The 24,893-nt window shown below is 59.1% G+C and carries 17 protein-coding genes; 12 read left to right on the top strand and 5 right to left on the bottom strand.

The features are described 5' to 3' along the window. The first annotated feature begins 45 nt into the window (after positions 1-45). The 7 genes from KQI17_RS11780 to KQI17_RS11750 all read left to right on the top strand — a co-directional run bounded on the left by KQI17_RS11780 (position 46) and on the right by KQI17_RS11750 (position 6,412). Positions 46-1,305 carry a hypothetical protein gene (locus KQI17_RS11780; RefSeq protein ID WP_216496413.1) on the top strand — a complete coding sequence of 420 codons (1,260 nt, stop codon included), beginning with the start codon at positions 46-48 and terminating at the stop codon, positions 1,303-1,305. A gap of 211 nt (positions 1,306-1,516) precedes the next feature. After that, positions 1,517-2,095 carry a xanthine phosphoribosyltransferase gene (locus tag KQI17_RS11775; protein ID WP_216496412.1) on the top strand — a complete coding sequence of 193 codons (579 nt, stop codon included), beginning with the start codon at positions 1,517-1,519 and terminating at the stop codon, positions 2,093-2,095. Between the two features lies 1 nt (position 2,096). Beyond that, positions 2,097-3,629 carry a glutamine-hydrolyzing GMP synthase gene (gene guaA / locus KQI17_RS11770; protein ID WP_216496411.1) on the top strand — a complete coding sequence of 511 codons (1,533 nt, stop codon included), beginning with the start codon at positions 2,097-2,099 and terminating at the stop codon, positions 3,627-3,629. Positions 3,630-3,817: 188 nt separating this feature from the next. Beyond that, positions 3,818-4,378 carry a hypothetical protein gene (locus tag KQI17_RS11765; RefSeq protein WP_216496410.1) on the top strand — a complete coding sequence of 187 codons (561 nt, stop codon included), beginning with the start codon at positions 3,818-3,820 and terminating at the stop codon, positions 4,376-4,378. Beyond that, a complete protein-coding gene (locus KQI17_RS11760; RefSeq protein WP_022018074.1) occupies positions 4,379-4,597 on the top strand; it encodes a helix-turn-helix transcriptional regulator in 219 nt (72 codons plus the stop codon). Positions 4,598-4,706: 109 nt separating this feature from the next. Next, positions 4,707-5,051 (top strand): PadR family transcriptional regulator, encoded by a 345-nt coding sequence (locus KQI17_RS11755; RefSeq protein ID WP_216496409.1) that lies wholly within the window; start codon positions 4,707-4,709, stop codon positions 5,049-5,051. After that, positions 5,027-6,412 (top strand): DUF2812 domain-containing protein, encoded by a 1,386-nt coding sequence (locus KQI17_RS11750; RefSeq protein ID WP_216496408.1) that lies wholly within the window; start codon positions 5,027-5,029, stop codon positions 6,410-6,412. Before KQI17_RS11755 ends, KQI17_RS11750 begins: the two co-directional genes overlap by 25 nt. Before the next feature lie 34 nt (positions 6,413-6,446). Here the strand turns inward: KQI17_RS11750 and KQI17_RS11745 are convergent, their stop codons facing one another. Further along, positions 6,447-7,118: a DUF2461 domain-containing protein gene (locus tag KQI17_RS11745; protein WP_216496407.1), complete on the bottom strand. Its 672-nt coding sequence runs from the start codon at positions 7,116-7,118 to the stop codon at positions 6,447-6,449. Between the two features lie 164 nt (positions 7,119-7,282). Next, positions 7,283-8,305 (bottom strand): type I glyceraldehyde-3-phosphate dehydrogenase, encoded by a 1,023-nt coding sequence (gap, locus tag KQI17_RS11740; RefSeq protein ID WP_022018078.1) that lies wholly within the window; start codon positions 8,303-8,305, stop codon positions 7,283-7,285. A gap of 256 nt (positions 8,306-8,561) precedes the next feature. Between gap and KQI17_RS11735 the strand changes: the two genes are divergently transcribed. The 5 genes from KQI17_RS11735 to KQI17_RS11715 all read left to right on the top strand — a co-directional run bounded on the left by KQI17_RS11735 (position 8,562) and on the right by KQI17_RS11715 (position 14,931). After that, positions 8,562-9,389: a sensor histidine kinase KdpD gene (locus tag KQI17_RS11735; RefSeq protein WP_216496406.1), complete on the top strand. Its 828-nt coding sequence runs from the start codon at positions 8,562-8,564 to the stop codon at positions 9,387-9,389. A gap of 13 nt (positions 9,390-9,402) precedes the next feature. Beyond that, the gene (gene mnmA, locus KQI17_RS11730) at positions 9,403-10,470 is read left to right on the top strand and encodes a tRNA 2-thiouridine(34) synthase MnmA (protein ID WP_216496405.1); all 1,068 of its coding nucleotides are present in this window, start codon (positions 9,403-9,405) and stop codon (positions 10,468-10,470) included. Positions 10,471-10,782: 312 nt separating this feature from the next. Continuing rightward, the gene (locus KQI17_RS11725) at positions 10,783-12,072 is read left to right on the top strand and encodes a helix-turn-helix transcriptional regulator (RefSeq protein ID WP_216496404.1); all 1,290 of its coding nucleotides are present in this window, start codon (positions 10,783-10,785) and stop codon (positions 12,070-12,072) included. Positions 12,073-12,263: 191 nt separating this feature from the next. After that, positions 12,264-13,178, top strand: a complete 915-nt coding sequence (locus KQI17_RS11720) for an AAA family ATPase (RefSeq protein WP_216496403.1) — start codon at positions 12,264-12,266, stop codon at positions 13,176-13,178. A gap of 1 nt (position 13,179) precedes the next feature. Beyond that, a complete protein-coding gene (locus KQI17_RS11715) occupies positions 13,180-14,931 on the top strand; it encodes a hypothetical protein (protein ID WP_216496402.1) in 1,752 nt (583 codons plus the stop codon). Between the two features lie 573 nt (positions 14,932-15,504). Here KQI17_RS11715 and KQI17_RS11710 read toward each other — a convergent pair. From KQI17_RS11710 to KQI17_RS11700, 3 genes are all read right to left on the bottom strand, one after another. Next, positions 15,505-16,191 (bottom strand): EcsC family protein, encoded by a 687-nt coding sequence (locus tag KQI17_RS11710; protein WP_371821995.1) that lies wholly within the window; start codon positions 16,189-16,191, stop codon positions 15,505-15,507. A 156-nt stretch (positions 16,192-16,347) separates the two neighbouring features. Then, on the bottom strand, positions 16,348-16,803 hold the full coding sequence (locus tag KQI17_RS11705) for a hypothetical protein (RefSeq protein ID WP_216496400.1): 456 nt from the start codon (positions 16,801-16,803) through the stop codon (positions 16,348-16,350). A 632-nt stretch (positions 16,804-17,435) separates the two neighbouring features. Beyond that, positions 17,436-24,488, bottom strand: coding sequence for an InlB B-repeat-containing protein (locus KQI17_RS11700; RefSeq protein WP_216496399.1), 7,053 nt, complete (start codon positions 24,486-24,488; stop codon positions 17,436-17,438). Positions 24,489-24,893 lie beyond the last annotated feature (405 nt).

Below are 24,893 nucleotides of genomic sequence, written 5' to 3'. Positions count from 1 at the left end.
TGATGTGATATGATGGCAATATATAAAAAGCAGAGGAGGAACGACATGAAAAAAAGACTTTTTGCGCTGCTGCTTGCCGCGGCACTCACGCTGACGCTCGCCGCCTGCGGCGAAAAGGATATTGCGGACACGCCGCTGCCCGACGAGCCGCCGGAGCCTGTCGCCGAGCAGCCCGCCACGGACGATGAATGGCTCGCCCTGCACGCGGACGATGTGCTGCTGCGCACGGAGCCGTTCACCCTCTGCGAGGGCAGGACGGCGACGCTTGAGCTATACGGCTATCAGAATGGGGAGTATGACTGCGGCGTGAGCCGCATCCACCTTCTGTGGGACGACGGCAGGGAGGAGGACCTTCTGATCTCCGACCTCGGCGACGAGGTTTGGGGTGCGGACGGCTACACGAGCTGCTGGTCGCCCGAGAACTGCCTTGCGACCGGCGACTATAACTTCGACGGCTACCGCGACATCGGCTTACAGCTCGACAATCCCGCCTATAATGTGCCCTTCTATTACTGGTTCTACGACGCGCAGACAGACGGCTTCCGCCCCTACGGGAGCTGGGCCTTTGCGCTCGAGCCCGACGAGGAAAACGAGGTCTGCATCTGCCAGTGGCATGTTACGCCCGAGTATTACACCGACACCTACCGTCCCGATGGGGAGGGCGGGCTGTACCTCGCGCGGCGCGACACGGAGATTTACTACAGCGCGGACGGGGTAAAGAGCTTCACCGAGGTCTACACAGCCAATGAAAAGCCGCTCACCTATGCCGATCTCGACCGTGACGGCGAGGACGAGATCCTGGTCCTCGCGACCTCGGAGCCGGATGAATTTGCAAAATGCCGCTACACGCTGGAGGCGAGGAAGTACAACGGTACGGTGCTCTTCACCAAGGAGGTCACCCCCTACTATACCGGTTGGGACACTTTCTTCCTCTGCTACGGAGAGGATGAAAACGGCGTGTGGGGCGCGGATGTGCTGTGCTATCAGACCCATGAGGACAGGGGCGTGGGCAGCTGCTCCTACGATTTGATCTCCTACGCCGGCGGACGGGAGCGCTACCTTGACGGAAACACCATCACCTTTGTGCTCGAAGCGGACGGCACCGCGCCGGTCCCCGATATCCGCCGTGCGACGCAGGCGGAATTTGTGCGCTTCCGCGAGGGGGTGGCGTCGCTGCTGGAGGGAAGTTCCTATCTGCTCTTTTGCAGCGGTCCTGCCGAGGACCCCGACACACAGCAGGCAGTTGAAAATATCCTTGCCGGGCTCGACGCGCTGGAGGCCCGTCTCTACCCCGCCGCGGGCTGAGCGCGATGCGCGCGTCTGATGCTCGTCATTAGCTGTTCTTATCAAACTGTGCAAAACCATAAAAAGCGCCCGAAAACGGGCGCTTTTCTCTCTCTTTTTTTGGTCCCTCCGTCACCTTGTTTTTCTTGCGCAAATGCTCTATCATACGATACAATATCTACAATGGCAGCACAGCTCGCACACTTATATTATACGACAGGAGGACGGTCCCATGGAACTGCTCAAGGAACGCATTCGCCGCGAAGGCAAGGTCCTGCCCGGCAACATCATCAAGGTCGACGGCTTTCTCAACCACCGCGTCGACACCAAGCTGCTCGAGGCTCTGGCCGATGAGTTTGCGAAGTATTTTGACATCAGCAAGATCACCATGGTTTTAACAGCGGAGGCAAGCGGCATCGCTTTGGCCACGATCTGCGCTCAGAAATACGGTGTTCCCATGCTGTTCGCCAAGAAGGCGAAGAGCGACAACATCGAGGGCGGATTGTACCAGAGCGAGGTCTTTTCTTATACCTATAAAAAGAAGGTCACGCTGATCGTCAGCCATGAGTGGCTGCACGCGGACGACCACGTTCTCATCATCGACGACTTTATGGCCAAGGGCAACGCGATGCAGGGTCTCATCGACCTCGTCAACGCCGCGGGCGCGACACTCGAGGGCATCGGCGTCGCGGTCGAAAAGGGTTTCCAGGGCGGCGGCGACAAATTCCGTGCCTCCGGCGTACCGTACAAGGCGCTTGCCGTCATCGAGCAGGCGGACGAGAACGGCATTCTCTTCCGTGAGGACGACTGAGATGAAAAAGGTACTGGTATTGGATTTCGGCGGGCAGTACAATCTGCTCGTCGCGCGCCGCGTGCGTGAATGCGGCGTCTACTGTGAGATCAAGCCCTACACCATGTCGATGGACGACATCCGCGCCTTCGGCCCCGCCGCCATCATCTTCACCGGCGGCCCCGCGACGGTGTTTGAGCCGAACGCCCCCGCGCTCGACAACGCCATTTTCGAGCTGGGCCTGCCCATCCTCGGCATCTGCTACGGCCAGCAGCTGATGATCCATCAGCTCGGCGGCGCCTGCCGCAGAGCCGAGGTCCGCGAGTATGGCAAGGTGGAGCTGACGCACGACGGCACGAGCCTGCTGTTCGACGGCATCGAGCCGACGAGCATCTGCTGGATGAGCCACGGCGTCGAGGTCGAGCGCCTTTCCCCCGGCTTCCGCGCCATCGCGCACACCGCGGGCTGCGCCTACGCCGCCATCGAGAACGCGGAAAAGAAGCTCTACGGCGTGCAGTTCCACCCCGAGGTGCTGCATACCGTCCACGGCACCGAAATTCTGAAAAACTTTCTCTATAAGGTCTGCGGCCTTGCCCCCGAGTGGAGCATGGCGAATTACGTCAGCGAGGCCATCGAGGAGGTCCGCGCCAAGGTCGGCGGCGGCAAGGTGCTGCTGGCGCTCTCCGGCGGCGTGGACAGCGCCGTGGCCGCCGCGCTCCTCTACCGCGCGGTCGGCGAACAGCTCACCTGCATCTTTGTCGACCACGGCCTGCTGCGCAAGGACGAGGGCGATCAGGTCGAGCGCGCCATGCACGACTGTCTCGGCATGCACATCGTGCGCGTGAACGCGCAGGAGCGTTTTCTCACCAAGCTCGCCGGCATCTCCGAGCCGGAGCGCAAGCGCAAGATCATCGGCGAGGAGTTCATCCGCGTCTTTGAAGCGGAGGCCAAAAAGCTCGGCCGCGTCGATTTCCTCGCGCAGGGCACCATCTACCCCGACGTGGTGGAATCCGGCGTCGGCGGCGAGAGCGTCGTCATCAAAAGCCACCACAACGTCGGCGGGCTTCCCGACCATGTGGACTTCAAGGAGATCATCGAGCCCCTGCGCCGTCTCTTCAAGGACGAGGTGCGCCAGCTCGGCATCGAGCTCGGCCTGCCCGAGAGCCTCGTCTGGCGTCAGCCCTTCCCCGGCCCGGGCCTTGCCATCCGCGTCATCGGCGAGATCACCGAGGAGAAGCTGCACATCGTCCGCGAGGCGGACGCCATCTTCCGCGAGGAGGTCGCCAAGGCGGGCCTTGAGCGCAGCATCAACCAGTATTTCGCCGCGCTCACAAACCTGCGCTCGGTCGGCGTCATGGGCGACGAGCGCACCTATGACTACGCCATCGCGCTGCGCGCGGTAGAGACACAGGACTTCATGACCGCCGACTTTTCGCGTCTGCCGTGGGAGCTGCTCGACACCGTCTCCCGCCGCATCGTGAACGAGGTCAAGGGCGTCAACCGCATCCTCTACGACGTCACCTCCAAGCCCCCCGCCACGGTGGAGCTGGAGTGACCGACCGTCCAATCAATTTAACGCTCTCTTCTCAAAGCCCCCGGCTGCGGTCGGGGGCTTTGCCTATATCCGCGTGATGATTTTATGATAATCATATACAATTTATCGTAAAACGATAAAAATATATTGACAAACGAATATTCGGCGGTTATACTATCCTCATCAAGCATCTTGAGGAGGTCGGAAAAATGAAGTGGAACCGTTGGATCATCAAGGCGGCCAAGATCATCACAAAATTTACAGAGCTCGGCTATTGGATGACGGCCGCTCTCATGCTCACAGCCGGAATATACTCGTTTGCGGACCGCACATTTCTCGCGGACGCTCTGGCGGGATCGATCCGTACCGGCCGTTTGGAGCTCAGCGTCCTCGGCTTTGAGTTCAGCGTACCGACCGCGAACGGCATTGATATGCGGGCAATGCTTCTGTATTTTGCCGCAGCCGTCGCGCTTCCTTCTCTCATGGCGATGATCTTCCGCAATCTCTACCTTATCATCATGCGGTCAGAGAGCAGCACGGTTTTTCAGGCGGATAATATCCGTATGCTCCGCGAGATCGGCATTTTCGCCATCTCCATTCCGCTCGCGGGGCTTGCGCTGAGCATCGTGTGCCGCCTGATCCTCGGCACCGATACCGTCGAAACGAGCGTTCGGCTCTACGGCTTCTCCATGGGTCTCGTGATCCTCTGCCTGACGCAGTTCTTTGCGCGCGGCGTGGAGCTGGAACAAGATGTGGAAGGGCTTGTGTAAATGGGAAAGATCATTCTGAGACTGGACCGCATGATGGTCGAGCGAAAAATGTCGCTGAACGAGCTGGCAGAGCGCGTCGGCATCTCCAACGTGAATCTGTCCAAGATCAAGAACAACAAGGTGACGGCGATCCGCTTCTCCACGCTCGCGGCGATCTGTGAGGCGCTCAACTGCGATGCCGGCGATATTCTTGAATACCGGGAAGAGGACAAAGCCTGAATGAAAAATCGGAAAGCCAACGGCTCTCCGATTTTTTTCTTGACAATATCGATATTCGATAGTATACTCTCCTCAAGAATATCGAATATCGATAAAAGGAGGCGGTACAATGGCCCGCGAAAAATTTCAGACGCTCACCGAGCAGATGTTTTACATCCTTCTCTGTCTGCGCGAGGAATGTTGCGGCATGGATCTGATGGAGCGCATCCGTCTGCTCACGAGCGGCCGCGTGAGCGTCGGCCCCGGCACGCTCTACAATCTTTTGGACCAGTTCGCCGCCGAGGGCTACATCGTCGAGACCAAATGCGAGGGCCGCCGGCGCAGCTACCGCCTGACGCTTCGGGGCGAGGAGCTGCTGCGCGGCGAGATGGACCGCCTGACGGCGCAGATGAACGACTATCAAAGACTTTTGGGAGGAGGCGAAACGCCATGCAAGCTAAGCGATGGGAACTGAACCTGTATTCCTTCTACGACCACACCGGCATGGAACGGCACCTTGAAAAAATGGCGGCAAAGGGCTGGCTGCTCGACTCGATCGGCACCACTCTCTGGCGCTACCGCCGCATCGAGCCGCAAAGGCTCCGCTTTTCGGTCGCCTACTACCCCGACGCCACGGAGAGCGATCCCATCACGCCGAGCGAGGGCGAACTGACCTTTTGGGACTACTGCGCGCAGGCGGGCTGGGTCCGCGCGGCGAACCGCGCCCAGCTGCACATCTTCTACAACACGGACGAGAGCGCCGTACCCATTGAGACCGAGGCGGTCACGCAGGTCGAAACGCTGCACCGCGCAGCGAAGAAAAACTATCTGCTCTCGCTATGGCTCCTGCTGGGGATGGCGCTGTTCTACACCGGCTTCGGTATCTTAGGCAACTCGTTTCTGGCGCTCGCGGACATCCTTGCGCGCCGCACGACCTTCTCGATGTGTCTGGCGGTGCCGACGATGTTCCTCATCTCCCTCTCCGAGCTGATCGGCTACTACCGCTGGCGGAGGAGGGCCGTGCGCAACGCGCACGAGCTGGGGCGCTTCACGCCCACGCGCTCGCTGCCCGGCGTGCAGTTGCTCACATGGCTGCTGCTCGCACTGATCACGCTGAGCGTCCTGACGGATTCCCAGACAGTACGGCGGTCCTTCCTTGCCTACTTCGCGGCATTTTTCATCGTCCGGCTCACGCACAGCATCCTGCGGCGCATGAACGCCAGCGCCACGGTCAACCGCACCGTCACCATTATTGTGGACATTTTGGTGTTCCTTGTGCTGTTTGTGGTCTTTCTCCCCCGCTTGGCGCAGGAGCCCCCGCCGCCGAACGCCGAGCCTTATGAGTACACACATCTCAGCATGGGCGGTAAAAAGACCACCACCGAGTACGCTTATCACGATCCCCTTCCGCTCTATGTCGAGGACTTGACGGAAACAGACTACGACCGCTACTCCTGCAAGCGGGAGGATAGCTCCACCCCGCTGGTCACACGGCAGATCTTCAGTCAAGAAACCCGCTGGGGTGATTGGGACAGCGACGCGCCGGAGCTGCGCTGCACGACCTATGACATTAAGCTCGCTCTGCTCTTTGACCCCTGCCTGCAGGGAAAGCTCGACGAGTACGCGGACAGGAAATGGAGCATGATGGACTATCGGGAGGCGGATGCCGCGCCGTGGGGCGCGGACCGCGCGTGGCAGCTTTGGGATACGGAGGACAGCACGCCGTGCGATAGCTGGCTGCTCGTCTACGGCCGCCGCATCGTCATCATCGACATGGACAGCATCGAAATGGACGGGGCGCGGATGGCGCTCGTCGGCGAACGGCTCGGCAAATAGCGAAAAAATGAGACGGCTCACGCCGTCTCATTTTTCACCTGTTCGGCTCCATGTCGCCGGAGAGCGTGTCTAAATATTGATAGTAGGGCATCAGGAAGCGGAAGCCCTCGAGCACCTCATCTCTGAGCTGCGGCGTGAAAAGCACGCCCTCGGGGTTATCGTCATAGCCGATGGCAATGTTTTTGCGGTTGTACCACGGATTCAGCAGCTTGCCCGCGTCGCCCTTGGGCCGCTTGAATTCCTCGCCGGAGAGCACAAATTTTGACTTATTCAGCCGCCGCGCCAGCCTTTCGAGCGGCTTGGGGTCGTTCTCAATGCGCGCGCGGAGCTTTGCCATCGTCGCCGCCCCCGCGTCCCAGTAGCCGCAGCCGTAGCTGTAGTAGTTCGGCGCAAGCTCAAAATAGAGCGCGGGCACGCTCTCAAAGCGCTCGTGCGGCCGCTCGATGGTGAACCACAGATGCTCCTTGTACGGCCCGCGTCCGTGCAGCCGCCGCGCGTCGCGGTAGATGCGGCAGACGTGCAGCCGCCAGTCCTGCTTGGGATATTCCTCCGCCAGCGCGGAAAAGACCGCCTTCCCCAGCTCGCGCATGGGAACGTCCACATAGTCCGTAAAATCCTGCTTGTGCGCCATGAACCAGCCCCGCTCGTTATTCAGGCTGATGCCCCAAAGGAAGTCGATGGCGTTCTGCGAAAAGCCCTGAAACATAGAAAAGACCTCTTTGCTTTTGTTTTCGTCAGTTTATCAGCTTTTCCGCGCTGCGTAAAGTGACAAATGCAACCACAAAAGAAAAAACGCAGCCGAAGCTGCGCTTTCCCTTTCTACAACGAACGAGAGGAGGAAACTCTCAGAAGTTGGCTTATTGTCCGCGCTTACTTGGCGGAGTGGCCGTGATCGACCTCATACATGTGCTCGATCAGCTCAAGCACCTTGTTGGAGTAGCCGATCTCGTTATCGTACCAGCTGACGACCTTGACAAAGGTATCGGTCAGGGCGATGCCGGCGGTGGCGTCGAAGATGGAGGTGCGGGAGTCGCCGAGGAAGTCGGAGGAAACGACGGCCTCGTCGGTGTAGCCGAGGATGCCCTTCAGCTCGCCCTCGCTGGCCTTCTTCATGGCGACGCAGATCTCATCGTAGGTGGTGGGCTTCTCGAGGTTGACGGTCAGGTCAACGACGGAAACGTCCAGCGTCGGAACGCGCATGGACATACCGGTCAGCTTGCCGTTGAGCTCGGGAATGACCTTGCCGACCGCACGGGCTGCGCCGGTGGAGCTGGGGATGATGTTCGCGGTAGCCGCGCGGCCGCCGCGCCAATCCTTGAGAGAGGGACCGTCCACCGTCTCCTGTGTGGCGGTGACCGAGTGGATGGTCGTCATCAGACCGTCCTTGATGCCGAAGTTCTCATGCAGGACCTTGGCGATGGGGGCGAGGCAGTTGGTGGTGCAGCTCGCGTTGGAGACGAACTGCATATCGCTGGTATAGTTCTTATGGTTCACGCCCATGACGAACATCGGGGTGTCGTCCTTGCTCGGCGCGGACATGATGACCTTCTTTGCGCCGGCGGCGATGTGACCGGCAGCCTTTTCCTTCGTCAGGAACAGGCCGGTGGACTCGACGATATACTCCGCGCCGAGCTTGCCCCACTTCAGGTTCGCGGGGTCTCTCTCGCTGAACACGGGAATGACCTGACCGTTGACGACCAGCGCGTTCTCGCGGCTTTCGATGTCAGCCTTGCAGCGGCCGTGCATCGTATCGTACTTGAGCATATAGGCAAGATAATCGGCAGGGCACAGATCGTTGATGCCGACCACGTCGATCTCGGGATGCTCGAGGCAGGCACGGAACACCATACGGCCGATACGGCCAAAGCCGTTGATACCGATTTTAATAGACATAAAATGCGCTCCCTTTCGTTTTTACGGAATATATCAAATGTATGGCACATTTGGTATTATAGCATACTCTTTTTCAAATGCAAGTGTTTTTTCAAAAAATTTTCCTTTACACGAAAGTTCTTGTATTTTCGACAGGAGTTTGGTATTCTACTTATTACCTCACATTGCGCTCATCGCGCTGCGGTACTTTTTTCCACACGAAAATCGCGCCGTCCTGCAAAGGATATGAACAGCTTTCCCAAAGGAGGCGCACTTTATGATGCCGCTTGACGAAAAAGACCTCCAGCTTCTGGCCGAGGTCCTGCCGAACGTTTCGGCCCAGCTCCGCTCCTCGATGGCGAACGTGTTTGCCGCGGCGAACCGTCTCGCGCCGGCGGAAGCGCGTGAGGCCGACCCCATGCTGGATAAAAATGCAGCCATTCTCACGATGAGCTGCCATCAAATGCTGCGTCTGGTCGGCAACCTCTCCGCCGTGAGCGAGTTGGTGCAGGGCGGACGCTTCCGGCTGCGCAACGACGATATCGTCGGCTTCTGCCACGCGCTCTGCGAGCGTGCCGAGCCGCTTTTCGCGCTGCGCGGCGTCGCGCTGCGCTTTTCCGCCAGCCACGAGAGCCACGTCATCGCATTCAACGCCCCCATGCTCGAGCGCGCGCTTTTGAACCTGCTCTCCAACGCGCTGAAATTCACGCCGGAGGGCGGCACGGTCAGCGTGCGCGTCAAATGCGGCGAGCGCCATGTTCAGCTCACCGTGGCCGACACGGGCCGCGGCATCGAGCCGGAGCGCCTTGCCCACATCTTCGAGCGCTATCTGGATACGGACCGCCTTGATCCCGCGCCGCCGCACGGTCTCGGCGTCGGGCTGTCCCTCTGCCGCCGCATCGCGCAGGGCCACGGCGGGATGCTCGTGGCGGAATCCGCTGTCGGTAAGGGCACGGCCTTCACGCTCTCGCTGCCCAACGCCCGCTCGACGGATCTGTCGCTGTCCGACCGCCGCTTTGACTATGCCGGCGGCTTCGACCATGTTCTCATGGAGTTGAGTGACGCGTTGCCGAGCCGCGCGTTTCTGCAAAAATACCTGGATTGAGGGAGCGGCACGCATGGCAAAGAAAGTTTTAGTCGGTATGTCGGGCGGCGTGGACAGCGCCGCCTGCGTCCTCCTGCTGCAAAAGCAGGGCTATGCTGTTTCGGGCGTCACGCTGCGGCTGCACCATTATAAGGACCGTCCCGGCACCTGCGGCAGCGCCGACGACATCGAGGAGGCCGCGCGCGTCGCCGCGCAGATGGGCATCTCCCACCGGGTGCTCGACCTGTGCGACCTTTTCCGCCGCGAGGTCATGGGGCATTTTGTCTCGGAATACTACGCGGGCCGCACCCCGAACCCCTGCTTGGACTGCAACCGTGAGCTGAAGTTCGGCGCGATGCTCGACTGGGCGCTCGACCACGGCTTCGACTATGTTTCCACCGGGCACTATGCCCGCGTCGGCTTCGACGCTGCGTCGGGCCGTCACCTGCTCCTACGCGGCGTGGACGCGCACAAGGATCAGAGCTATGTGCTCTACCAGATGACGCAGCGCCAGCTCGCGCATCTGCTGCTTCCCGTCGGCGAATACAGCAAGCCGGAGATCCGCGCCCTCGCCGCTGACTTCGGCCTTGAAAACGCGCAGAAGCCCGACTCGCAGGACATCTGCTTCGTCCCCGACGGGGACTATGTGCGCTTCCTGCGCGAGTTCGGCGGCGTCACGCCCGAGCCGGGCGACTTCGTCGATACGAGCGGCCGCGTCCTCGGTCGTCACCGCGGACTGGTCGCCTACACCGCCGGTCAGCGCAAGGGTCTCGGCGTGAGCGCCGACCGCCCGCTCTACGTCCTTTCCAAGGACGCGAAGCACAACACCGTGCTCCTCGGCGACGACGCGGAGCTGTTCTCCTCCGCCCTGCTCGCCTCGCGCGTGAACTGGATCATTACGCCGCCCGCAGAGCCGCTGCGCGTCACCGCCAAAACGCGCTATTCCCAGCGCGAAAGCGCCGCGACCGTCACGCCGCTGGACGGCGGCGCGGTCCGCGTGGACTTCGACGAGCCGCAGCGCGCCATCACCGCGGGGCAGGCCGTGGTCTTTTACCGCGGCGACGTTGTCGCCGGCGGCGCGACCATCGACAAGGCTTTATAAAAACGAAAAACGCTCCGCCTGCGTTCCTTCCCTGAAACGCGCGGAGCTTTTTCTCACTTACCGTTCGCTGACGAACCAGTCGTCCACAAAGATCATGTCGTCCACGTCGCCGCGGACGCCCTGCCACTCTCTCATGCTCTCACCTCCCCGTGCCATACCATGCAGTATATGCGCGCGGCGGCGAAAGGTTGCACGAAAAAGGGCATTTGGTCAAAAGGAAACCATTGGTTGACAAAACGAAACACCCGGTTGGTGGCGCAAAACGGCTGTTTTTGCTAAGCTGATGCCATCAAAGCAAAGGAGAATGCGCCCATGAAGCTATGTGAAAAACTCTATGAGCTCCGCCGCGCGGCGGGCCTCTCGCAGGAGGAGCTGGCCGAACGGCTGAACGTCTCCCGTCAGGCCGTCTCCAAGTGGGAGAATGGCGCCGCCCAGCCCGAGCTGAGCAAGCTCGTGGAGCTCAGCCGTCTCTACGGCGTGAGCGTCGATGAGCTTTTGAGCCTTGAGGAGGCGGAAAAGGGTGACGCCAAGGCCGCCTCGTCTGTCGAAGCTTCCACGCCCGTGCCCGCGCAGGAGACCCTTGCCGCGCCGAAGAAGGTTCGCCGGCAAAAGCTCCTTCTCGGCGCGGCGGCGGTCTGCCTCGCCCTCGCCGTCGGTCTGGCACTCTACAATAACCACCGCGTCAAGCAGCTCGAGCGGCAGGTCGGCTCTCTGCAATCACAGATCATGAGCGTGCAGTCCAGCCTTTCCTCGCAGATCGCGGGCATCAGCAGCTCCGTGCGCGAAGCGATGGAGGAGAGCGCCACGCTGACCGCGCAGTTCGACTACACGGTCAAGCGCTTTGACCTGGACGCCTACACCTGCACGGTTGCCTTCGCCCTCCGGCCCAAGACGGTGCAGGAAGACCTTGCCGTCTCCCTCCGTCTCCGCTCCCTTGCCTCCGACGACGGAACGACCGCCGTCGTGCTGGTCCGCGACGAGTATGACGTCTACCGCGGCGAAGCCGTGCTTTCGATGAACGACGCCGGCTTCGAAGCCACCGCCGCCTACGATACCGGCGGCGAGCGCCAGCTTGAGACGATTCGCGACCTGCCCGGCTTTGCCGACGAGGCGTTGCCGAAGCTCTATGAGGATCTTTCCTTCGGCTACGTCCTCAGCCGTTCCTATTCCGCCTCGGACATCCGATGCAGCGTCAGGGGCTGGGCGGACCCCGAGGACCACCGCACCGCGAACCTCTACCTCGGCGCTTATGATGCCGACGTCCGGTCCGCGTGGCTCGACTATCGGGTGGACGGAAAGAGCGCGGCGCAAAGCACGCTCAAATTTGCGGAGGCTGACGACGAGGAACGCTCCGTCGTACAGTGGTGGATCAGCGACATTCCCGATGAGAGCACCGCCGGCGTTTACAGCATCTATGGCGCAGAGGGCGTGGAATTTGGCCTTCCCTACGGTGCGGAGCTGCAGGTCGTATTCCATGCGGAGCTGACCGACGGCACGCGGCTCTCGGCGATGCTCACGCGCGAGATAATGCCCTCCGCCAACAACAGCGCCGACGGCGAGAGCGAGACCACCGCCATGCCCATCATCCTTACAAAAGACTGAGCCGTTCAGAGAGCGCCGCCCGCGGGCGGCGTTCTTTTTTGCGCCGCTCGCGCCAAAGCGTCCAGGAAACGCGCCGCAGCCGTCCGAAATTTTGACGGAAAAAGGGCTTGCAAAGCCCTCGCGTTGTGCTATGATGAGGCCGAAGCGAAGCGCGCAACACGCGAATTTCCGAAAGAGAGGATGAGGAGAGCTTGTTGGAATTTTTAGAGCAGGAGCACATCAGCCCCGCGCTGCTCGACGGCGTCCGCGCCTACCGCGCACAATACCCCGCCGAGCCGGCGCTGCAGGGCCGCATCCCGCAGCCGCGCTATCATTATTATGGGAAAGAGGTCTGGGAGGCCGCCATCGCCGCGCTGCTGTGCGGCGAGAACCTGCTGCTCGCCGGCAGCAAGGCGACCGGCAAGAACGTGCTGGCCGAAAATCTGGCGCAGGCCTTCGGCCGCCCCGCGTGGGACGTTTCCTTCCACGTCAGCATGGATGCCGCCGGGCTCATCGGCATGGACACCTTTGAAAACGGACAGGTGACCTTCCGCCCCGGCCCCGTCTACCTCTGCGCGAAGCACGGGGGCTTCGGCGTGCTTGACGAGATCAACATGGCCAAAAATGAGGCTCTTGCCGTGCTGCACGCCGCGCTGGACTTTCGCCGCACCATCGACGTTCCCGGCTACGACCGCGTGACGGTCGACCCCGCCGCGCGCTTCATCGGCACGATGAACTACGGCTACGCCGGCACGCGCGAGCTGAATGAAGCGCTCACCTCGCGCTTTGTTGTCATTCAGATGCCGCCCATCGCGGAGGACGGTCTGGACCGTCTGCTCGGCGAGGAGTTCCCCACGCTGGAGAAAAAGTACCGCGGACAGCTCGTGCAGCTCTTTCTCGACCTGCAAAAGAAGTGCGAGAGCGCGGAGATCTCCTCCAAGGCGCTCGACCTGCGCGGGCTTCTGGACGCGCTGCGCCTGATCCGCCGCGGCGTGAGCGCCGGTACGGCGCTCGACATGGGCATCACCAACAAGGCCTTCGACGCCTACGAGCAGAGCCTCATCCGCGACGTTATCGCTGCGCGCATCCCCGCGAAGCTCGACCGCAGCCGCCTGTTCACCGACTGATATGGAAACCGACAGCTATAGCGCCAACCAGCGCCGCGCCATCAATCTGGTCTGGACCGCCTGCGGCGACTATCAATTTGAGCCGCAGTTTCTCGCCCTCAAGGCCGACGGCACGCCGGACTTCTACATGAACTGCGTCATCGGTCTGGTCCGCAAGTGGCTGGGCGACGAGATGCCGCGCCGTCTCTTCGCCCTTTGGGCGGACGACACGCGGCGCTCCGCGTTCGACGACCTCGCGTGGCTCGCGCTGGAAAACGCCGTCTATGAAAAGGAGCTTCCCGTCCGCCCCGTGCTCACGGAGCTGCGCCGCGCCCACGCCGCAGAATTTTTTGCCTCGGAATATCAGCTCTCGCGGCAGGAGTGGATGGACAAGAACCAGCTCGTCTATTCGCTCCAGTCCGCCCGCTGGAGATCTGTCCTTGGGCAGAAGCCGCCGCTGCTCGCCCCGTGGGAAAAGGGACTCTCCGAGGCCCTCGCCTGCCCGGGCACGCTCGACGCGGACGATCTGGAGGCCGCCGTCCGCGCGGCGTTTGAGAAATACCTGCAATTTGACGGCACGCCCCATAAAAAATCTCTGTTCCGTCTTCACTTCAGCGACCGCTGGGCGCCGCTGCTCACCAAGCTCCTGCCGGTCGAGATCGTCCGCACCGACGAGCTAACCGTCGGCCGCTCCGCGGTCGCCGGCGAGAACGGCATGGTGCGCGCGTCCAACGCGCTGCGCGCCCAGCTTCGCTCGAACGAGCGCGAAGCGGAGGATCACGACTACATTGAGCGCTGCTTCGGCCGCAGCCTCTATTCCCCACAGGCGCTCGCGCGCATCGAGCAGCGCTGCTGCACCGGCGATCACCTCGGCTGCCATCTCTGGTTCACCCGCGGCGAGCGCGTGCCGGGCCAGCCCATGCGCACCGACACGCAGCGTCTTTTCGAGCAGGCTGCCGAGCAGGCCAAGCGCAACCGCGCCGCCTACGTCCGCGACAGCGCACTGCATCAGAACGCTCTCCTGCGCCTGACAGAGCAGATCCGCAACTGTATGCTCATCCATCAGCAGCCCGAGGACATCCTCGCCCGCGAGGGGCGGCTGGACGGTATGCGCGTCTGGCGCGCGCCGGTGCTGCACGACGGCCGCGTCTTTCTCCGCAAGGATGAGGAGAGCCGCGCGGGCTTCACCGTCGACCTGATGCTCGACGCCTCGGCCTCGCGCCTGCACTGTCAGGAGAGCATCGCCATTCAGGGCTACCTTCTCGCCAAAAGCCTCGCCTCCTGCGGCATCCCCGTGCGCGTGACCGGCTTCTGCAGCCTGCGCGGCTACACGGTGCTGCGCGTTTTGAAGGATTTCGGGGACAAAAACGGCGAGCATCGCGTGTTCGACTACTTTGCCGCGGGCTGGAACCGCGACGGTCTGGCTCTGCGCGGCATGGGCGAGCTGATGAAATCGGCTCCCGCGGACAAGCATCTGCTCATTCTGCTCACCGACGCCAGCCCGAACGACAGCCACAAAATTCTCCCGAGCGGCAAAATTCCGCTCAGCCGCGATTACGACGGTCAGCCCGGCATCGACGACACCGCCGCCGAGGTCCGTGCCCTGCGCGCGCAGGGCATCCGCGTCGCCGCGGTGTTCATGGGCGAGAACACCAGCGTTCCGGCGGCGAACGCCATCTATGGCCGCGATCTCGCGCGCATCCGGCGCATCGACCAGCTTGCCGCCGCGGCGGGCCGCCTCATTCAGGATGAGATCCGGGAGCTATCCGGCTAAACAGCAAGGGCGCGTTCAAAAGAACGCGCCCTTTGGCTTTATGTATACCTCTCTGCTCAGCAGCATTCCATCAGATAGGCGAGCTGCCCGACCGGCCCGTGCCGGAGAGCGAATGGCCCGATGAAGATTGATACGGTAAAAAATGAGGAGTACCTTTTTGAGGTACTCCTCTCCATATCGCTGTTCATTTGGGCGGATCCTTTTTATTTGTGTTGTGATCCAACAGATCGCGCATCCCCTGCATGAGAACCAGAATTCCGATCAGCCAGCAAAAACCTCCCATTGCGAAAGCGTGGGACCCTCCCTATGTCATAAATTTGCAAATGCTTTTATTTTGCAGCCGCATCTGCTTGATTCGCTCCATTGACGATCATTAAACTCCTTATGCCTATCATGCAGCTGTTTTGGAACTACGAGGCAATGAAAAATTGTGTGCCCCATTGAAATTACTCTCTTTGATAATACTCCCTTTTAAGTTAATTGTTGCTACTGCTTGGTTAGCCAATTCTAATGTAGATTTATTCATTAGGGGACATAAAAAAGGCCCCATCCTCTCGGGTGGAGCCTCAAATATTAGACCCCTTGAATAATTTCGGTATCAGTGCTATCGCCGTCAGAAAGAGCTGTTAAATCACCTTTAATGAACATCTTATAGGCACGGTTTGCAATAATTTTGGTTTCAGCAAAATCAAATCCGCCACTGATTACTCCGCCAACAATCGGGACAGCCTTTCCAATGTTGATGATTCCCTTAGTTCCGAATTTGGTCAAAAATCTAAATCCTACTTTTTGATTGATTTTTGTGAGGACTTCACCCGGGATTTTCTTGACCATTGCCATTGCGAACTTGTTTCCAAACTGTATTCCTGCGTGTTTTAGGATTTGGTCAATGGAGATGCCTGCGAGGCAAGCATATACAAGAGTTTGTACTTGGTCGCTATTGATATCATAGCCACCCATATATGCCAAACAGGCAATCATTCTCATTTGAACATACATGACACTTCCCACATTTGCAGGGATAGCAACAGGAAGGGTGATGAGTCCACCTAAACCTGTTACAAACCCAGATGTAGTGCATTTTGCAATCTGATAGTTAATGAACTGCTTAGCGGCGGTATCGACATCTCTGTTTTTCTGCAAATAGTCACTGGCTAGTGTGTCAATCGGCGGACTTATTTTTGCCACCCCATGTATTGATTGCTCGTATAGCTTATCCAATAACTGCATGATTTCTTCTTGACTAATCTTGGCTCCCACTAATTTCCCCTCCAAGTAAGTATATCTGGATGTATTCCCACTAACACACGGTGTAATTTTCGCGTGTCCCATTCTCGTGGCCATCATAGCAGTTTCTAGTGAAAAATACAAGGCATAATGAAAGGCTCAGAAGCTAGTCGACCTCTGAGCCTTATTTCATTTCCGTTCTTTTATAACGGACTCTATAATATTGATTTCTTCTTGAGTGAGTCCGTATTTTTGATATAGTTCTTGGTCGGTAAATATATGGTCAAATGCTCCGGGGTCGGGTACATATTTGAAATGCAACTCATCAAATAATCTATGATACCCTATCGTATTTATTAGGACAAGGAATTTCACAAACTTTGTCTCCACCCACGAAATGAACGACTCACATTCAGATTTGCTGTCAGATGAGAATAGTTGGCTTTCCATTAGCCTTTTGTAAATCTCTGCAAGAAAACGGCCACTCTTGACAGCCGGATCCAAAAATTTAGATTTTGGTGAAAATACATCAGCAGGAAGTAAATCTACCATGTCGGAAACAATGGACTTTGGTGTGATAACTTCTGAATTTGAGTATTTTGGATTGCCTGTGATAGCTTGTAATTTGTCGAAAATATCTTCCATGGAAACACCATCCTAAAATTGCTTTTTCTCCCAATATCTATTTGTTAGATTCTGCGCATAGAAAAGGAACCGAAGATAATGTCATATCCCGTATCAAGTCTGCGCATCCGATTAAAATGTGCCGCTCAGATAAACTTGGGATCAAAGAAAAAAATAAGTCGAGGGAATTTCCCTCGACTTATTTTTTTCGTGCCCTGTACCGTCCGGTCTGCCCCATAGGTCACATTGTGTACCTATGAACATGAACCGTTGAGTTTCAAGGCTTTTTCTGGTGCGGACTACTGGACTCGAACCAGTGACCTCATGCGTGTGAATATTCGATAGAGGAGAAGACAGCGTGCTCTCGCGCCCTTTTTCGTGCTTTCGAGCGTTTTCGGCGTGAAAAACCACTTCCGAATACCCTGACCGCTCCATTGTCTCCGCCCGCTTCTTTTCTGTCGTGGGTCACGGTGTGGGTCAGGGCAGCACGAATCGCCGTGGCTTCAGCATAACCTGCCGGCGGCGGCACAGGTATTTCGCAAACGGTACAGGTGCGTGTGATTACCGTTTACAGGCGCTTTGCTGATGAGGCTGCACGGGCTTGTGCCGCCGCTCGCTGCCTGTGCTGTTGATGGCAGGCGTGTTAGGCGCGCTTACTGCTTGGCTGCCTCTGCCTTGAAGTATTTGTAAGTGTCCTTGTTTTGGGCGTTGTAGGCTTCCGCGCCGGTGCCGTCCGCGTTCGTGGAGCCAACTGCGGTGACGTCGGTGCCCAGCGTCACAGTCTCCTTCGCGCTGCCGCTGACCACGGCACAGGTTGTCGTGTTTCCGTCCTTCCCTTCGACATATTTTGCTTCTCCGCAGGTCGCGGTGACGGTGCCGCCGTTGACCTTGAGATATCCGGCAATGCCATAGCTGTTTGCGTCCGATATGCCGCTCTTGTTGTTGTTGATGGTTACATTGCCGCCGGTCGCTTCTACGGTGCCGCTGTTCACGATGATCTCGGCGGTATTGGAGCAGAAGATGCCGTAGCTGGAACCATTATGACTGTAAACCTTACCGTCGGGTGACGTGCATGTCAGATATGTCACATTGCCGCCGCGCGCTTTCAGTGTGCTGTTATTCACAGTCAGCCCAGTACACTGCACACCAAGGCTGAGCTGGTTATTATTATTTATATCACCGCCATTCGACTGCAAATTACCGCCGGTCGCCGTCACGGTCACGTCCTCGAGCGTCAGGCTTCCTTCCTCCACCGAGATCCCGATACTATTGCTGTACGGCGCGATCTTCTTGCTTTCGGCGGAAACCACCAGCGAGCCGCCGCCCTTGATCGTCACCGCCTTAACCCACGGCGCGTTGATGCCATACATATAGGCACATGTATTGGAGACACACGTGAGACGGTTTTCTCCCAGCAGCACAATGGTCAAAGGAACCTCCTTAGAATCATAATTTCCATAAAAGATCGCTTCCATTGATGCTCCGCGCGTGCCACCCTCGCCGGAATAGGTATAATTACAATTGTTCAGCGTCAGGATGTTGGTAATGGGATCGTAGGAGACCGTTCCATTTTTGAACACGTCGTCGGCAATGCTTTTGGTCACCTGCGTGCCGCCGATGTACAGATCATACGGTTTGTCGTAGTCCTCCCACTGTGCGTAGAGGGTCGTGTCTTCCGTGATCTGAACTTTGTCGTTCAGCCAGACATAATCTCCGCTGCCGTCCTGCTTCGTATTCCAGCCGCGGAGCGCCAGCGTCTCATTCGGGGGCATGACCTTGGGCATATCGCCGTAGCGGTCACCGTAGGTGACGGTCATCGTTTTGCTCCCGGTCAGCATACCGCCGTTGGGATCGAAGGTCACGATATAGCTGCTGATCTGCCACAACGCGGTGATGGTCAGGTTCTCCGCAGGCATGGTGTCAGGGATGTCCTTGTTCCAGCCGGTGAAGGTGTAGCCGGTGCGGGTGGGATTTTCCGGCCTGGTGATGGCCGTACCGTAGGCCTGCGTGATGGTGCTGTCCGGGCTGCCGTTGCCGTATACAAAGGTGATGGTGTAGGAATTGATGCTCCAGTGGGCGCAGAGGGTCTGGTCTGCCGTGATCTGAACCTTTGTGCTTGCCGTGACCTTCTCCCCGCCGGTCTGGCTCGTATACCAGCCGTCGAAGGTGTAGCCGATGCGGGTGAGGGTGGGCAGCGTGCCGTACTGATACTCATAGGTAACGGTCTTGCTGTCCGGGTTCACCGTAACTCCACCGTCGTTGGCGTCAAAGCTCACGGTGTAGGTGTTCGCCCGCCACCCGGCATAGAAGGTCTTGTCTCCGGTATCCGTGGCGGAGATCTCGGTCACGGGGCTGCCGGTGCAGCTCCAGTCTCCGTACCAGCCGTCGAAGGTATAGCCGGTGCGGCTCGGCGGCGACTGCAGCGTCACGGTTTCGCCGTAGGTGTAGCTTGTCGGGTTGGGGTTGGACAGGCCGTTCATGTTTCTGTAGTCGATCGTATAGGTCTTCGCCGTGCTGCGGAACCGAGCGTACCAGGTCACGTTGTCCGTGACGGTGGTGGAGGCGGTCCATGTTGTGCCCGAGCCGTCCGCCGCCGTGTTCCAGCCGGTGAAGATACAGGTGTGGCCGGTTTCGGTCTTGGTGGGCGTCGTGCCGGTATAGGCGCTCTTGGCACCGTACTTCACCGTGTCCGTTCTCAGCGTCTCCGTGCCGTTCATCCATGTGACCGTGTAGGTCAGGCGGTCGTAGTAGATCTTGACCACGGTGGAGCCGTCGGCCTTGATGGTCTGCTGCGTCACGGCCTGTGCCGTAAAGCCGGTGTAGGTCTTGGCTGCAGCGGCGGTGGTCTGACCGGTGATGCCGCTCAGCGTCTGGCGGTCTGCTTCAACCTCGGTGTACTTGTTATCCTCAATATTCTGCTGATAGTGCTTGACCGTGTAGTTCACGGCGCCCTCCGTCCAGTGGGCGTAGAGGGTCTGGCTTTCGGTCCTGTTGAAGCTGGTCTCCGCGGTGACCCGCTCGCCGCCGTCCGCCTCCGTGAACCAGCCGGCAAAGGCGTAGCCGACTCTGGTGGGCGTGGGCAGCTCGCCGTAGACCTCGGTATAGGTGACGGACTTGCTGGCGGTCTCGACCGTTCCTTCGTTGGCGTCAAAGGTCACGGTGTACTGCGCGGGTGTCCAGCCGGCGTAGAGCGTCATCGCGCCGGGGACGGTGTCGCTGTCGAAATCCCACTTCTTCGTGCAGTTCTGATCGCTGTACCAGCCGGCAAAGGCATAGCCGGTTCTGCTGGGCTCAGCGGGCGCCGCGATGGTCTCGCCGGTTATGCCGATCTTGCTATCAACCGCGCTGCCGCCGTTGGTGGCAAAGGTGACGGTGTTCTCCACGCCCTGCCACTTGGCGTAATAGCTCACGGTCTTGGCGGGGGCGGTGGGGGCGTTTTCGCCGACGAAGTTCACCTCCTGTGTGAGGGCCGCGTCCGCGTACCAACCGACGAATTCATAGCCTTCGCGCGCCACGTCCGGCGCGTAGACCTTCGCCTCGTAGGTCGTGTAGGTGCAGATCAGCTTGCCGTCGTAGCATACCCAGTTCGTGTTGTACGCATAGCGGTCGTAGTAAACGTTCACAACGGTGGAGCCGTCGGGAGCGATGGTCAGCTTTTGATCATAGCGCCCCGGCTGGAAGCCTTCGTATTTCTTCGCGACCTTGTCGCGATAATAGCGGTAGATGGAATAGTTCGTTACGCCGGTCAGCTGATAGGTCTCGATCAGCTTATACTTGCCGTCCAGCTGCTTTTGATAGTGGTTGACGGTGAACGGCGTGTCGGTATTCTCCCGCCAATAGGCGTAGAGGGTGATGCTGTTGCTCAAATTGCCGTTCAGCTTGAACTTATCGGGCATGGTCGTGGGGAAGGTGTAGTCGGTCATCCAAGAGTTGAGGCTGGTTTTTGCCCAGTGGACAAAGGTATAGCCCACGCGCTTGGGGCTCTCGGGCGGGGTAAGCTTGCTGCCCGGGGCGAGCGTGATCGGCTTCACCGCGCTGCCGCCGCAGGAGTCGAAGCTGATGGTGCGCATATTCTTCGGGTCGCTCCATGTGATGTGGATGATCTTCTGAATAGGCTTGGAGGTGAACGCCAGCGCCGCCTTCTTCCAGGTGATGGTCATGTCCGTCTCTTCCTTGACCGAGCTGCCCGGCGCGACCGTCACGGTGTTGGTGGCCGCGTCATAGCTGAACTTCGGATTGGAGAAGCTGATGCGGAAGTATTTTTCCTCCCTCCCCGCGTCCGCGGTGTCCATGCTCCGGTTGCCGATCCTTCCGGTCTTCAGATCCATGCTCCGCACATCGTAGGTCGAGGAGGGCAGAGCCATGGTCTTGACGCTTTGGAAGGCGTACTCCGTATCGTCCGTCCTGACAAAGCCGAACACATTTTGCTGGTCGCCCGCCGACCACAGCGGCCATTCGTTGGCGTAGATCGTCGGCGCCCAGGTCAGCTTGCTGCTGTTGAAGAGCGTGGCAACGAACTTGATATCCAGATACATGCCGAGCTCGATGTACAGCGCGCCGGCGGAATTGCTCTTCTTCTGCGTGCCCTGCTTCCACTCCAAATGATAGAAGAAGTAGCCGTAGAGCTGCGTGTACACGCCCACCTCGGCAACAATGCCGATCCTGTCCAGCTTCAGCGAGAACAGGCCCACATACATCTCCAGCCGCAGGCCCGCGCGGACGCCGATGGTACCGATGACATAGAAATCAAAGGTATACTGCGGGGTGATGATGTCAATGGTCTCGTTGGTGGTCTGGCGGGATTTTACGCGCACAGAGAAATTATACTGCTTCTGCGTGTTGTATTCAAAGTTCATGCCCATCGCCACGGCCATGTTGGCGCTGACCACGAAGCTGCCCTTGATCTGATAGCAGAAGATGTGCAGGAAGGCACTGCCGCTGACATCGAAGAGCTCCTGATTGATGATCTCGATCCATGCGTCGGAGGCGGTTTGCATGACCTCCCGATACAGCTCCGAAATGGTCTCCGTGGTGCCGTCGCTGCCGAAGCCGCCGTCATCCTTGCTGAACTCATCCTTGAGCAGCTCGCCGTACTCCTTCATGGTGTCCAGCGTTTCAAAAATTTTATCCAGCTTCTCGGATGCCGAGGGATCGTCCTCTCCCTCGGTCTGCACCTTAGCCTCAAAATTGATCCTGGTATAGTTGCCGATGTTGAAGGAGGTGTTCAGCGAGTAGTCATAGCGCAGGAAGCCGATCTTATGCCGCTTGGTGCTGATGTTCTGGCTGAGGACCACCTCTTCTTCAAAGACGGCGGTGAAGTTAATGCTCACATCGCCCATTTCCAGCGTAATGGGCACGATGACCTCAATATCGAAGCCATTGCCCGACAGATGCTCCGGCCTGCCATCGATATAGACGCGGAAATTCTTCCAATCCACCTCGGCCTTGGCCTTTTCCGACCCTGCGTACAGCACAATGCTGTCCTGCACGACATAGGTGGTGATGCCGTCCATGGTCTGCGCCACAGCCACGGGATCGGGCGCGGCGTCAAGGCCGTCGCTTTCCAGCATGACCGCCATGACATAGGCGGCTGCCTCGGCGGGATAGTCGCTCTTCTTGATGTTATTTCGCAGCTCGTTTTCGATGCGGGCAATGTCCTCAGCGGTCACCTCAATGGGCTTTTCCTGCGTATAGTAGACATCCAGGGCTTCCTCGACTTTACTCTCGTCGGCATCCTCGTATGTAATGACCCAGCGCTCACCGTCCTGCGTGAAGCCCGTCACTCTGCCGTACTCGGCACCGGAGCCGGAGGTCTCGGCGTTATGCAGGAAGGCAAGGAAATCGCCCACGTCCAGACTGTCCGCGTCCACATTGTTCAGCGCGGTGTTGAGGTTGGCGGCGGAAATGGTGATCTGGTTTTCCTCGCTGTCCGTGTCCCAGCCGTGCTCAATGGGCAGCACATCGGGCAGGAACAGCACGTCCTCCACATCGGCCATCTCATAGCTGACCCTGTCTCCCTCGACCTTCGTGACCTTGAGATACGCCACGTCGCCCTCCGTGGAGGTAATGTCGTTCAGATTAACACCCTCGCCGGTGATAGCCAGTACATCACCCACCGCCAGCGTTTTTCCGCCGGTATAGGTAAATGTGCCTTTCTCCGCGTTCTGGGTGGCAACGCCGTTTTCGTCGATCTGATACAGGCCGTTGAACACCTGATCGGAAAGGCCCTGCGTGTCGCCAACGTCGATTTGGTTATCCTTCACCTCGGCGGTCAGCGCCGCGTTTCTGGTCTCCCGCTTTGCCGTCAGGATATTCAGAATACGCACCGACGCACCCTGCTCCCCATCGTCCAGCACAAATTCGGCGGCGTTGTCCAGCAGCTCCACCTTGTAGGTCTGTCCCGCTTCCAGCTCAGCGGAGACGGTAGTGCCGTTGACGGTATACGCCACGTCCACATTGCCGCCGGTGACGTTGATGAAGCGCAGCGTCCGGTTATCGCCGTCTTGGATAACGGAGTCCACACCGGTAATTTCGAACGTAAATTTGCCTGCCGGAGCATCGGCTCTGGTCACATAGTTGGGCGTTTCGATGCTCTGCACCTCCTCGCCCGCCGCCATTTTGGCGTACAGGGTCATGTTGCGCGTCACCGTGTCGCCGCTCTCCGCGCCCTGCGTCAGCTCCTTATTATAGTACCAGCCCAGAAAGATCGCTCCGGCCTTTGTGGGCGTCGGCAACTCGCTGATGCGCGTGCCCTGCACATAGGGCTTTGTCTCGGGGAGCGCCACGCCTGTGAGCGCCACACCCTCGCCCAGCTTAAAGCTGACCTCATAATAGGTCGTGGTGGTCGTGCCGCCGCTCGAGCTGCCGCCGCCCGTGGAGCCGCCGCCGGAGCTGCCGCCGCCCGAGGGCTTCTGCTCCTCCGGCTTCTTATCGCCGCTCTCCTGTGCGCTGCCCGGCTCGACGCTCACGCGCTCACTCTTCACGCCCGGCTCGGAGTACCAGGTCTCCACGGCCCTGTCCGTGCGCTCGCAGAGCGCGGCGGTCTGGGCGCGGGTCGCCTTATCCTTGGGCGCAAAGCTCTTGCCGTCGCCGTTGAGCAAACCCAGCGCCCACAGCTTGAGCACTGCGTCCTGCGCCCACGAGGACACCTCATTGAGGTCGGCGGGCTTTGTCGTGACGGTCGTATCGGCCTTCGGCATCGCGTCAAAGGTCTCAAAATAGCGCACGAAGAAGACCGCCATCTCCTCGCGGGTGATCCTGCCGTCCGGCGAGAACTTCCCGTTTCCGGTGCCGGTGGTGATGCCGTAGCGCGCCGCCCACTTGACAAAGGGCGCGTACCAGGTTCCCTCCGCGACGTCGATGAAGTCCGTCGCGCCGGCGTAGTCCGCCGCCTTGACGCCCGCCATGCGGCCGAGCACCGTGACGAACATCGCGCGCGTCATCGGGCCGTCCGGCTCGAAGGTCGTCGCGCTGGTCCCGTCAAAGAAGCCGTTGGCGCGGGCGTACAAAACTGCCGCCTCGTACCAGCTTCCGCTCTTGACGTCGGCGAACGGGTTCTCCGGCTTTGCCGCCGTCGTGCCCACCGTCTGGGTTTGGCCCGCTGTCGTCTCCGCGCGGCTCTTTACCTCGTCCGCCAGCACATCGGCGGGCAGGAGCGTAAAGACCATGCAGAACACCAGCAGCAGGCTGACGATCCGTTTCTTCATACTATTTCTCCCTTCTGAACTCTGTGTGGATGCGTCTGCTGACAATGCGATTGCTTCTCCCCTGATGGGGAGAAGCAAAGTCCCCGGGGACTTTGCCGTGGTTTCCCGGTGATTTTACACGGAAAAGTATACCTTCTTTTGCAAAAAAATGACTGCGGACGGCCCGAAATGTATGGATTTGCACCCCGAAATGCGTCCGCCGGATATTCTCTTGCTTTTCACCTGCTTCCCCTATATAATGCGGGATGCACCGCCGCGGCTTTCTCCTGTTATTTGATACTGCTGAAAACCTGCTAAAAAGTCAAGTCCTAATTCAAAGAAAAGTTATCGGCAGAAAAAGAGCATAGCAAAACAGAGGCGGCAAAGTGGATCGCCTGGCCGCCTCAAATAAAGTATTGGAGATCT

This window comes from Oscillibacter sp. MSJ-31, from assembly GCF_018918025.1.
Classification (GTDB): Bacteria; Bacillota; Clostridia; order Oscillospirales; family Oscillospiraceae; genus Hominicoprocola.
This window is presented reverse-complemented; position numbering and strand designations above follow the sequence as displayed.

Excerpts from the sequence above, each read along its gene's own strand:
- KQI17_RS11780 (WP_216496413.1), top strand. The coding sequence starts at position 46 with ATGAAAAAAAGACTTTTTGCGCTGCTGCTTGCCGCGGCACTCACGCTG.
- KQI17_RS11775 (WP_216496412.1), top strand. The coding sequence starts at position 1,517 with ATGGAACTGCTCAAGGAACGCATTCGCCGCGAAGGCAAGGTCCTGCCC.
- guaA (WP_216496411.1), top strand. The coding sequence starts at position 2,097 with ATGAAAAAGGTACTGGTATTGGATTTCGGCGGGCAGTACAATCTGCTC.
- KQI17_RS11765 (WP_216496410.1), top strand. The coding sequence starts at position 3,818 with ATGAAGTGGAACCGTTGGATCATCAAGGCGGCCAAGATCATCACAAAA.
- KQI17_RS11760 (WP_022018074.1), top strand. The coding sequence starts at position 4,379 with ATGGGAAAGATCATTCTGAGACTGGACCGCATGATGGTCGAGCGAAAA.
- KQI17_RS11755 (WP_216496409.1), top strand. The coding sequence starts at position 4,707 with ATGGCCCGCGAAAAATTTCAGACGCTCACCGAGCAGATGTTTTACATC.
- KQI17_RS11750 (WP_216496408.1), top strand. The coding sequence starts at position 5,027 with ATGCAAGCTAAGCGATGGGAACTGAACCTGTATTCCTTCTACGACCAC.
- KQI17_RS11745 (WP_216496407.1), bottom strand. The coding sequence starts at position 7,118 with ATGTTTCAGGGCTTTTCGCAGAACGCCATCGACTTCCTTTGGGGCATC.
- gap (WP_022018078.1), bottom strand. The coding sequence starts at position 8,305 with ATGTCTATTAAAATCGGTATCAACGGCTTTGGCCGTATCGGCCGTATG.
- KQI17_RS11735 (WP_216496406.1), top strand. The coding sequence starts at position 8,562 with ATGATGCCGCTTGACGAAAAAGACCTCCAGCTTCTGGCCGAGGTCCTG.
- mnmA (WP_216496405.1), top strand. The coding sequence starts at position 9,403 with ATGGCAAAGAAAGTTTTAGTCGGTATGTCGGGCGGCGTGGACAGCGCC.
- KQI17_RS11725 (WP_216496404.1), top strand. The coding sequence starts at position 10,783 with ATGAAGCTATGTGAAAAACTCTATGAGCTCCGCCGCGCGGCGGGCCTC.
- KQI17_RS11715 (WP_216496402.1), top strand. The coding sequence starts at position 13,180 with ATGGAAACCGACAGCTATAGCGCCAACCAGCGCCGCGCCATCAATCTG.
- KQI17_RS11705 (WP_216496400.1), bottom strand. The coding sequence starts at position 16,803 with ATGGAAGATATTTTCGACAAATTACAAGCTATCACAGGCAATCCAAAA.
- KQI17_RS11700 (WP_216496399.1), bottom strand. The coding sequence starts at position 24,488 with ATGAAGAAACGGATCGTCAGCCTGCTGCTGGTGTTCTGCATGGTCTTT.